Source organism: Pseudomonas syringae, from assembly GCF_000737245.1.
Taxonomy (GTDB): Bacteria; Pseudomonadota; Gammaproteobacteria; order Pseudomonadales; family Pseudomonadaceae; genus Aquipseudomonas; species Aquipseudomonas syringae_J.
Genome location: NZ_JPQU01000058.1, coordinates 18,166 through 28,563, shown reverse-complemented (window position 1 = coordinate 28,563; position 10,398 = coordinate 18,166). Strand labels below are relative to the sequence as shown.

9 protein-coding genes are annotated in these 10,398 nt (G+C 59.0%); 8 read left to right on the top strand and 1 reads right to left on the bottom strand.

The window, feature by feature from the left end:
• Window positions 1-206: 206 nt before the first annotated feature.
• On the bottom strand, window positions 207-1,193 hold the full coding sequence (locus IV01_RS05795; RefSeq protein WP_032630528.1) for an alpha/beta hydrolase family protein: 987 nt from the start codon (window positions 1,191-1,193) through the stop codon (window positions 207-209).
• Between the two features lie 123 nt (window positions 1,194-1,316).
• On the opposite strand from IV01_RS05795, the gene IV01_RS05800 reads away from it, so the two are divergent.
• The 8 genes from IV01_RS05800 (at window position 1,317) to IV01_RS05835 (ending at window position 10,349) form a co-directional block, all read left to right on the top strand.
• Window positions 1,317-3,341 carry a histidine kinase gene (locus tag IV01_RS05800; protein WP_050507880.1) on the top strand — a complete coding sequence of 675 codons (2,025 nt, stop codon included), beginning with the start codon at window positions 1,317-1,319 and terminating at the stop codon, window positions 3,339-3,341.
• Window positions 3,338-3,967 carry a response regulator transcription factor gene (locus IV01_RS05805; protein ID WP_032630525.1) on the top strand — a complete coding sequence of 210 codons (630 nt, stop codon included), beginning with the start codon at window positions 3,338-3,340 and terminating at the stop codon, window positions 3,965-3,967. Before IV01_RS05800 ends, IV01_RS05805 begins: the two co-directional genes overlap by 4 nt.
• 314 nt (window positions 3,968-4,281) lie before the next feature.
• Window positions 4,282-5,406 carry an ABC transporter ATP-binding protein gene (locus tag IV01_RS05810; protein WP_032630524.1) on the top strand — a complete coding sequence of 375 codons (1,125 nt, stop codon included), beginning with the start codon at window positions 4,282-4,284 and terminating at the stop codon, window positions 5,404-5,406.
• Between the two features lie 85 nt (window positions 5,407-5,491).
• On the top strand, window positions 5,492-6,526 hold the full coding sequence (locus IV01_RS05815) for an ABC transporter substrate-binding protein (RefSeq protein ID WP_032630523.1): 1,035 nt from the start codon (window positions 5,492-5,494) through the stop codon (window positions 6,524-6,526).
• A 73-nt stretch (window positions 6,527-6,599) separates the two neighbouring features.
• Window positions 6,600-7,847: an ABC transporter permease gene (locus tag IV01_RS05820; protein ID WP_032630522.1), complete on the top strand. Its 1,248-nt coding sequence runs from the start codon at window positions 6,600-6,602 to the stop codon at window positions 7,845-7,847.
• Between the two features lie 11 nt (window positions 7,848-7,858).
• A complete protein-coding gene (locus IV01_RS05825; protein ID WP_032630521.1) occupies window positions 7,859-8,683 on the top strand; it encodes an ABC transporter permease in 825 nt (274 codons plus the stop codon).
• A 176-nt stretch (window positions 8,684-8,859) separates the two neighbouring features.
• The gene (gene rpe, locus IV01_RS05830; RefSeq protein WP_032630520.1) at window positions 8,860-9,534 is read left to right on the top strand and encodes a ribulose-phosphate 3-epimerase; all 675 of its coding nucleotides are present in this window, start codon (window positions 8,860-8,862) and stop codon (window positions 9,532-9,534) included.
• Window positions 9,531-10,349, top strand: coding sequence for a phosphoglycolate phosphatase (locus tag IV01_RS05835; RefSeq protein ID WP_032630519.1), 819 nt, complete (start codon window positions 9,531-9,533; stop codon window positions 10,347-10,349). Before rpe ends, IV01_RS05835 begins: the two co-directional genes overlap by 4 nt.
• The last annotated feature ends 49 nt before the right edge of the window (window positions 10,350-10,398 follow it).

The following is a 10,398-nucleotide window of genomic DNA, read 5'->3' as shown; positions in this document are numbered from 1 at the left end:
GCTAAAGCCGGTCCCACGTCCTCGCGCCAATACTGAGATCACTCCTGTGGGAGCGGGGCTTGCCCGCGAATCGGGCGCTGCGGTGTGTCAGGCAGGCCGCGTTATCATTTATCGCGAGCAAGCTCACTCCTACAGTGGATTGCGGATCGTCAGTTAGACCGCGTCGCGGTTCTTCACGGGCAAGCACTGCACACAATAAACCCGCCTTACTCCGCCTCAACCCACCCGCGAACCCTGCGAAACATCTGTTCCTGTTCTGCGGCGCCGTTGCCGGGGATGGCGGTCAGGGTGATCTGATCGAAGCCCGGCCCTTTCCTGCGCTTGCTGACTCGCAGACGTTCTTGGGCGGCCTTGCGTGCCCCGGTCAGCTCTTTGTAGACGAAGTCCGAGGTTTTGACTTTCAGCGCTGGCACCAGATCAATGAGCAGCGGCTTGGTGTCCAGAGGCTCACGCGCGGTGAGCATGACCAGCTTTTGCACCAGTGGCGCTTGCCGTTCACTCAAGTAACGCGCAGCCCAGTAGGCACCGCTGCCATGCCCGAGCAGGACAATGCTCCGGGCCTTGTTCTGCTGGGCGAAGCTGATGGCGCTGTCGAAACGGGCGAAAATCTGCTCGGCCTGCGCCTTGGCCTGTTCCTCGGCCGCCGCAGCCCGTGCGGTTTCTGCGGCGGATTCCTTTTCTGCCGCTTCAGCAGTCTCGGCTTCGGTTGGCGCAGCCGCTTTCGGTGCTTCTTTGGGTTTGTCGGTGGCACCGGCTTCGGCGGGTGCGGCTTCTACTTCCCGGGCCTGGCTGTAATCAGCCTGTTGGTCCGGCAAGGTCAGACTAAGGCTCGCCCAGCCAATGTCCGGGAACTTGCGCCGCAGCGGGCCCACTGCACCGGGCGCATCGGCAGACTCGTCGGCCCCCGGGATGATGATAACCGCACCTTTTGGATCTTCAGTGTTGGCCGGTTTCCACAGCGCGAGAAAGCTGATGTCGCCCGCCTGCAATTGCTGTTGATCGGCGACCGGCAGTTGGCCCTCCAGCGCCAAGGCGTCTTCCTGGGTGCGAGGCAGCAGCGGTGGGCGTTCCACGGCGGGTTCTGTCGGCTTATCTTTGCTCGGTTCTGGATCGGCCGCCATGGCAGGCAATCCACAAGGTAATATCAGCGCCAGGCACAGCGTAGGAAGAATTGCGCGAAAGGTGTACGACATTGAATATTCCAGGCCGGAAACTATCCCGGCAGCCTAATGGGTTGATGCGCATTTGTCAGGCCCGTGCCTGAGGGTATGCAGCGCTTCGAACGAGTACACAGAACATATGGGAACGACACTTTGATGAGGGTTCTGCTGCGTACTGGAGTTATCGGCTGTCTGATCCTGCTCTTTATGTCCTTTATGGCAAGGGCGCAGGACGCCCCGGCCATTGACCTGTTGACGCCATTGTCGGCACAGCAACGTGCCTGGCTTGCTCAGCATGGCCCGTTGCGAGTGGGTCTGGTGCTGCAGGCGCCTTACGCACAGCTTGATCGCCGACAGCAGCAGTATTCGGGCGCCAACGTCGACCTGATGAACTTGCTCGGCAAAAATCTGCAAACCGAATTGCTCTGGCGCAGCTTCCCCGATCAGGCCGCGCTTGAAGATGCTCTGGCACAAGGCATGGTAGATATCGCGCCGGGTCTGACACAGACACCAGCGGGGCTACGCCTCTGGTTGTTTTCCGATCCCTATATGCGTGTGTCACAACTGGTAGTCGGTGAGCGTGATGGCAGCGGCGTGGTGGATCTTGAAACTCTCGATAGGCGAACACGGGTTGCGGTGCGCATGCCCAGCGTCACGGCGGATTATCTGAAGAACACGTACTCGCATATCAATTTGCAAGGTGTTCCGCTGGAGCGTCAGGCGCTGCAATTATTGTTGAGCCAGCAGGCGCGTTACGCAGTGCTGGACGAGGCGCAACTCAGCCGCCTGTCCCGCGAGCCTGAGTTTGCCGGGCTGAGCATCGTGGGTGATATCGGCTTCCCGCAACTGCTGCGTATTGCCTCACCGCGAAACGCGCCGGAGCTGGCCGATATCATCAGCACCGCCCTGCATGCCATTCCCGCCAAAGACCTTGAACAACTGCATGCCCGCTGGCTGCCACTCAATTCGGTGAAAGCCACTGAGTCACCGGGCTTCTGGCAGAACTTGTGCCTGCTACTGCTGGTGATGCTACTGGCCTGTTTCGCCATCGTGATCTGGCAGCGTCGTCAGCAGCAGGCGCTGGAGCGCGAGGTGTTGATCGCGCGTGACGAGCTGTCGTTGCGCGAGGCGGGCGAAGAAGCGCTGCGGCTGGCACAGTTCTCCATCGATCAGAGCACCGTCGGGATTCTCTGGGTCAACTGGGACAGCCGCGTGCGTTACGCCAATCAGGCAGCCCAAAGCATGCTGGGTTACGGGGCCGAAGGCGTGGTGGATCGGCCATTGATTGATTTCGAACCAACCCTGCACATGGACCGCTGGCTGAACCTGTGGAAAAGCGCGCGTACCAGCGAAGGTATTGCCCAGACCTTCGAAACCAACTGCGTCCGCGCCGACGGCAGCATCCTGCCCGCCGATGTCTCCCTGAGTTTTCTGCGCTTTCAGGAATCCGAATACCTGGTGGTGTTCCTCGCTGACGTCACCGAGCGCCGTCGCTATCACGAGCAACTGCGCGAGCTGTCAGCGCATCTGGAAAGTGTGCGCGAAGAAGAGAAGGCGCGTATCGCCCGCGAAGTTCACGATGAGCTGGGCCAGATGCTGACCGTGCTGAAGCTGGAAACGTCCATGTGTGAGCTGGCCTATGCCGAGCTCGACCCTGGCTTGCGCGACCGTTTGAACAGCATGAAGCGGCTGATTTCCCAGCTGTTCCAGCTGGTGCGTGATGTGGCGACGGCACTGCGCCCGCCAATCCTTGATGCGGGCATCGCTTCCGCTATTGAGTGGCAGGCCCAGCGCTTTGAGGCGCGCACGCAGATTCCATGTCTGGTAGATGTGCCGGACAACTTGCCGCCCCTCAGCGACGCCCGGGCGATCGGCATGTTCCGCATTCTTCAGGAGGCGCTGACCAACGTTATGCGCCACGCTCGGGCGCATACCGTGGAGATCAGCCTGACCCTGGAGGAGGGCGTGATGTGCATGACCATCGCCGATGACGGTGTCGGCTTTGTCCAGCACAAGGGCCGCCCGGCTTCCTTCGGTCTGGTGGGCATGCGTGAGCGGGTATTGATGCTGGGTGGCCGATTGGAACTGGACAGCGAGTCGGGTGAAGGCACAACCTTGCGGGCTTATATTCCGCTGGACCCTCTTGTCCAGGAGCGTCTCGTACAGGAGCAACAGAAGTGATCCGAGTACTGGTAGCCGAAGACCACACCATTGTCCGCGAAGGGATCAAGCAATTGATTGGCCTGGCCAAGGACTTGTTAGTGGTTGGCGAGGCGAGCAATGGTGAGCAGTTGCTGGAAACCCTGCGTCATGTGGAATGCGAGGTGGTGCTGCTGGATATCTCCATGCCTGGGGTCAATGGTCTGGAAGCGATCCCGCGGATTCGCGCACTGACCAACCCGCCAGCGATTCTGGTGTTGTCGATGCACGACGAAGCACAAATGGCCGCCCGCGCTCTGAAGGTCGGTGCCGCCGGATACGCTACCAAAGACAGCGACCCAGCCTTATTGCTGACGGCGATTCGCCGGGTAGCCGCGGGCGGGCGCTACATTGATCCGGATCTGGCGGACCGCATGGTCTTTGAAGTCGGCCTGACCGATAACCGGCCATTGCATTCGCTGCTCTCCGAGCGCGAGTTTTCGGTATTCGAACGCTTGGCCCAAGGCGCCAACGTCAACGACATCGCATTGCAACTGAACCTGAGTAGCAAGACCATCAGCACCCACAAAGCCCGGCTGATGCAGAAGATGAACCTGCATTCCCTGGCTGATCTTGTGAAATATGCGATGGAGCATAAGTTGTTGTGAGCCTGCTCATACCTGTGAGCGACAAAAATCTGTAGGAGCGCGCTTGCCCGCGATCGCGTCAGCACAGCCGATACATTCATCGACTGACAGACCGAATCGCGGGCAAGCGCGCTCCTACAGGTCTTGGTTTGCTGCGTGACAGCGCGGCGCCTTGGTGATGGGGTAGCGCTTACACAAATAGCGACACCCGCACATACCTATCCACGCCATCCCTGTAGGGCGTTCCCTACCCCAATCTCTCCTACCCCCCGATTTGCGCGGGCCGCAGCCTAAACTAGGCTTGATCCCACGCAGACAAAACAAAGGTGTGGGTAATGAGCAACGTCGATTCAAGCGCTGGGGCGAATGATGTTCTGGTCAGCTTTCGTGGTGTGCAGAAAAGCTACGACGGCGAAGCCCTTATCGTCAAAGACCTCAACCTGGATATTCGCAAGGGCGAGTTCCTGACCCTGCTTGGGCCTTCCGGCTCCGGCAAGACCACCAGCCTGATGATGCTGGCCGGTTTCGAGACACCTACCGCGGGCGAAATCCTCCTCGCTGGCCGGGCGATTAACAACGTACCTCCGCACAAGCGCGACATCGGCATGGTGTTCCAGAACTACGCACTGTTCCCGCACATGACCGTGGCTGAAAACCTCGCTTTCCCGCTGACGGTTCGCGGCATGAGCAAGACCGACGTCAGCGAAAAGGTCAAACGTGCGCTGGACATGGTTCAGCTGGGCACCTTCGCCCATCGCTACCCTGCGCAATTATCCGGCGGCCAGCAACAACGTGTGGCGCTGGCCCGTGCGCTGGTGTTCGAACCGCAGCTGGTGCTGATGGATGAACCTCTGGGTGCGCTGGACAAACAACTGCGTGAACACATGCAGATGGAGATCAAGCACCTGCACCAACGCCTGGGCGTGACTGTGGTCTACGTGACCCACGATCAGGGTGAAGCGCTGACCATGTCCGACCGCGTGGCGGTGTTCCATCAAGGCGAAATCCAGCAAATCGCGCCGCCGCGCAGCCTGTATGAAGAGCCGAAAAACACCTTCGTCGCGAACTTCATCGGCGAAAACAACCGCCTGAACGGCAAGTTGCTCAGCCACACTGGTGAGCGTTGCGTTGTGCAGTTGGAGAAAGGTGAGAAAGTCGAGGCGCTAGCCGTCAATGTCGGCCAGGTGGGCGACGACGTCACCCTGTCGATCCGGCCTGAACGCATCAGTTTGAATGGAAACAGTGAAAGCTGCGTTAACCGCTTCTCCGGTCGAGTGGCAGAGTTTGTGTATTTGGGCGACCACGTTCGTGTGCGCCTGGAAGTGGCAGGTAAGACCGACTTCTTCGTCAAGCAGCCCATCGCCGAGCTGGACCCGGCCCTGAGCGTTGGCGACGTTGTGCCAATTGGATGGCAAATCGAGCATGTTCGCGCGCTCGACCCCTTGCAGCACGTGCATTGATCTATCAATAAAAAGGCATCAGCCAGAGGCGAATCACATCGCCCACAACGCATAAACCAACACTGCTCGTGGAGAAAACAACGAAATGCTCAAATCTTTGAAGTTCACCGCAATCACGCTGGGCATGATGTGTGCCGCGCAAGCCATGGCCGCCACTGACCTGACCGTCGTATCGTTTGGTGGCGCCAACAAGGCCGCACAGGAAAAAGCCTTCTACGCCCCTTGGGAAAAAGCTGGCAACGGCAAGATCATCGCTGGCGAGTACAACGGCGAGATGGCCAAAGTCAAAGCCATGGTCGACACCAAAAGCGTTAACTGGGACCTGGTAGAAGTGGAGTCGCCGGAACTGGCTCGCGGCTGCGACGAAGACATGTTCGAGGAGCTGGATCCTGCGCTGTTCGGCGACAAGTCGAAATACGTTTCGGGCGCGATCACTCGTTGTGGTGCAGGCTTCTTCGTCTGGTCCACCGTTCTGGCCTACAACGCTGACAAACTGCAGTCGGCACCCACTGGCTGGACTGATTTCTGGAACACCGAAAAATTCCCGGGCAAACGTGGCTTGCGTAAAGGCGCCAAGTACACCCTGGAATTTGCCCTGATGGCTGACGGTGTAGCGCCAAAAGACGTCTACAAAGTGCTGGCCAGCAAAGACGGTCAGGATCGCGCCTTCAAGATGCTCGACAAACTCAAGCCAAGCATTCAGTGGTGGGAAGCGGGCGCACAGCCTCCGCAGTTCCTGCAATCGGGTGACGTGGTCATGAGCTCGGCCTACAACGGTCGCATCGCTGCCGTCGCTAAAGAGAGCAAGCTCAAAGTGGTCTGGACCGGCGGCGTGTATGACTTCGACGCATGGGCCATTCCGAAGGGCTCGAAAAGCGCTGCAGCGGCCAAGAAGTTCATCGCTTACAGCCTGCAGCCTGAGCAACAGAAGACCTTCTCGGAAAACATCGCTTACGGCCCGGCCAACACCGATGCCGTCAAACTCCTGAGCGCCGAAACGCTTGAGAACATGCCGACTACCGCCGAGAACATCAAGGATCAGGTGCAGATCGACGTGCAGTTCTGGAATGACAATGGCGAGCAACTGGAACAGCGCTTCAACGCCTGGGCCGCCAAGTAACACACCACGTCAGAACCGGGTGCATTCCCTACGGTAGGGAATGCACCCCTCTTGAAAGATTTCGGAGTTCGCTATGGCCATCGCCGTGCCCCTGACTGAAGGCGCCAGCCCCACCTTGAAGCAACGTCTGGCTCGCGCCGAACGGGTTAATCGCTGGAAGGCGCAGGCCCTGATTGCGCCGCTGGTGATCTTCCTGCTGCTGGTGTTCCTGGTGCCCATCGTCGCGTTGCTCTACAAAAGCGTCGGCAACCCGGAAGTGGTCAATGCCTTACCGACTACCGTGATCGAAGTGGCCAAGTGGGACGGCAAAGGCCTGCCTTCCGAGCCTGTGTACAAAGCCCTGAGCATGGATCTGGCGCAAACCCGCAAGAATTCCACCCTGGGTGATCTGTCCAAACGTATGAACATGGAACTGGCCGGCTATCGCAGCCTGTTGATGAGCACCGCCCGTGCGCTGCCGTTCAAGGAAGAGCCTGCTTCTTACAAGGATGCGCTCGAAGCGCTGGATGAGCGTTGGGGTGATCCGGCCTATTGGCAGGTGATCCGTCGTAATACCAGTAGTGTTACCCCCTATTATTTGCTGGCCGCTGTGGACCATCGCATCGACGACCTCGGTGAAGTGGCACCGGCGACCCCGGATCAAGCGATCTACCTCGACATCTTCGCCCGCACCTTCTGGATGGGCTTCGTCATTACCGTGATCTGTCTGGTGCTGGCCTATCCGCTGGCTTACCTGCTGGCCAACCTACCGGCGCGCCAGAGCAACCTGCTGATGATTCTGGTGTTGTTGCCGTTCTGGACGTCGATTCTAGTGCGTGTCGCGGCCTGGATCGTGTTGCTGCAATCGAGCGGCCTGATCAACGGCGCGCTGATGGCCATGGGCATCATCGATAAACCGCTGGAGCTGGTGTTCAACCGGGTCGGGGTTTATATCTCCATGGTGCACATCATGCTGCCGTTCATGATCCTGCCGATCTACAGCGTGATGAAGGGCATCTCCCCAACTTACATGCGTGCCGCGATTTCCCTGGGCTGCAATCCGTTCGCCAGCTTCTGGCGGGTGTACTTCCCGCAGACTTACGCCGGTGTCGGCGCTGGTTGTCTGTTGGTGTTCATTCTGGCGATCGGCTACTACATCACCCCGGCCTTGCTGGGCAGCCCGAACGATCAGATGGTCAGCTACTTCGTCGCGTTCTACACCAACACCAGCATCAACTGGGGCATGGCGACAGCACTGGGCGGCTTGCTGCTGCTGGCGACCATCGTGCTGTACCTGATTTATAACTGGTTGGTCGGCGCCAGCCGCCTGCGTCTGAGCTGAGGGGAGTCATCATGCTGAGTTCATATTCGTCGCCGCTGGAACGGGTCTGGTATTACGCGCTGCGCATTCTGTGTGGCTTGATCCTGCTGTTCCTGGTGCTGCCTGTGCTGGTGATCATCCCGTTGTCGTTCAACTCCGGAAGCTTTCTGGTCTATCCGCTGCAAGGCTTCTCGATGCACTGGTATCAAGACTTCTTCAACTCCAATGAGTGGATGCGCGCCCTTAAAAACAGCCTGATCATCGCTCCGGCGGCGACTGTGCTGGCCATGGTATTCGGCACCCTGGCAGCGATTGGCCTGACCCGTGGCAACTTCCCCGGCAAAGCGCTGGTGATGGCCCTGGTGATTTCGCCGATGGTGGTGCCGGTGGTGATCATCGGTGTGGCGAGTTACCTGTTCTTCGCGCCGTTGGGTATGGGCAACAGCTTTCTGTCGTTGATTCTGGTCCATGCGGTATTGGGCGTGCCCTTTGTGATCATTACCGTGTCGGCCACTTTGCAGGGCTTCAACCACAACCTGGTGCGTGCGGCCGCCAGCCTCGGTGCCTCGCCGCTTACCGCGTTTCGCCGGGTGACCTTGCCTCTTATCGCACCGGGCGTGATCTCGGGGGCGCTGTTTGCTTTCGCGACCTCGTTTGATGAGGTGGTGGTCACGCTGTTCCTTGCGGGTCCAGAGCAGGCGACTTTGCCCCGGCAGATGTTCAGCGGTATCCGGGAGAACCTCAGCCCAACCATCGCCGCCGCCGCGACCCTGCTGATCGGCTTCTCGGTGGTGCTGTTGCTGGTGCTGGAGTGGCTGCGCGGGCGCAGTGAGAAGTTGCGCACGGCTGTAGAGTAAGAATCTACCCCTCGTAGGACTGGCTTTAGCCGGGAGGAGGTCGGTAAATCCGCCAAAGCTGCCTGGTCCGGAATACTGTCCTCGCGGCTAAAGCCGCTCCTACGAGAGAGCACTCGCGCCAGCAGACGCTTGGAGTACAATGCGCGCCACCGTGATTCTGCTCAAAAAGGTGCGTCATGCAGCCCTTCCTCATTGCTCCATCGATTCTTTCCGCTGATTTCGCCCGTCTGGGCCAGGAAGTCGACTCCGTGCTGGCCGCTGGCGCGGACATTGTTCACTTCGATGTGATGGACAACCACTACGTACCGAACCTGACCATTGGTCCGATGGTGTGTTCGGCGTTGCGTAAATACGGCGTGACAGCACCCATCGATGTGCACCTGATGGTCAGCCCCGTGGATCGCATCATCGGTGACTTCATTGAAGCCGGCGCGACCTACATCACTTTCCACCCGGAAGCGACCCAGCACATTGATCGCTCGCTGCAACTGATCAAAGAGGGCGGCTGCAAGGCGGGTCTGGTGTTCAACCCGGCCACGCCCCTGAACCTGCTGGAATACGTGATGGACAAGGTCGACATGATCCTGCTCATGAGCGTCAACCCAGGCTTCGGTGGCCAGAAATTCATCCCCGGCACTCTGAACAAACTGCGTGAAGCGCGAGCGCTGATTGATGCCTCGGGTCTGGATATTCGTCTGGAAATCGACGGCGGCGTCAACGTCAATAACATCCGCGAAATCGCCGCTGCCGGTGCTGATACCTTCGTTGCCGGTTCAGCTATCTTCAATACCCCGGACTACAAACACGTGATCGACAAAATGCGCGCAGAGTTGGCGTTGTCTCGCGCATGAGCGGCTTCGAGCAGCTGTTCCCGGGTCGTCTTCCCAAGCTGATCATGTTCGATCTGGATGGCACCCTGGTGGACTCAGTGCCAGATCTGGCAGTCGCAGTGGATAAAATGCTGCTCGAACTCGGTCGCCCGGTGGCGGGTCTGGCGTCAGTCAGAAACTGGATTGGCAACGGTGCGCCGATTCTGGTGCGTCGGGCCCTGGCCAATGATCTCGATCACAGCGCTGTCGATGACGCCCAGGCTGAGCAGGCTCTGGAGATCTTCATGAACTTCTATGCCGAAAAGCATGAGTTCACCTCGGTCTATCCCGGCGTGCGGGAAACCCTGAAATGGCTGCAGAAGAAAGGCGTCGAAATGGCGCTGATCACCAACAAGCCGGAGCGTTTCGTCGCGCCGCTGCTGGATGAAATGAAGTTGGGGCGGTTTTTCCGCCTGATCATCGGTGGCGACACCATGCCAACCAAAAAGCCCGATCCGGCCGCGCTGTTTTTCGTCATGAAAATGACCAACATTCCGGCTTCGCAGTCGCTGTTTGTGGGTGATTCGCGCAGTGATATACAGGCTGCCAAGGCTGCTGGTGTCGCCTGTGTTGCCATGAGCTACGGTTACAATCATGGTCGGCCGATCGAAGAAGAAGCGCCGGCGATGGTCATTGATGATCTGCGACGCTTGATTCCCGGTTGCCTCGATCTGGACGCTGGGATAATGTTGCCGGAAATCAAAGATCCCTCCTTTAGAGATTCCATCGTGGTGGTCACTCGCAAACTCTGGATGAAAGTCATCAAGGCCCTGGCCCGTTGGCGTTGGCGCGCCTGACTTGAATCCGGCCGGATACGTTTACCGGCACTGTTTGCTTACCTGACTG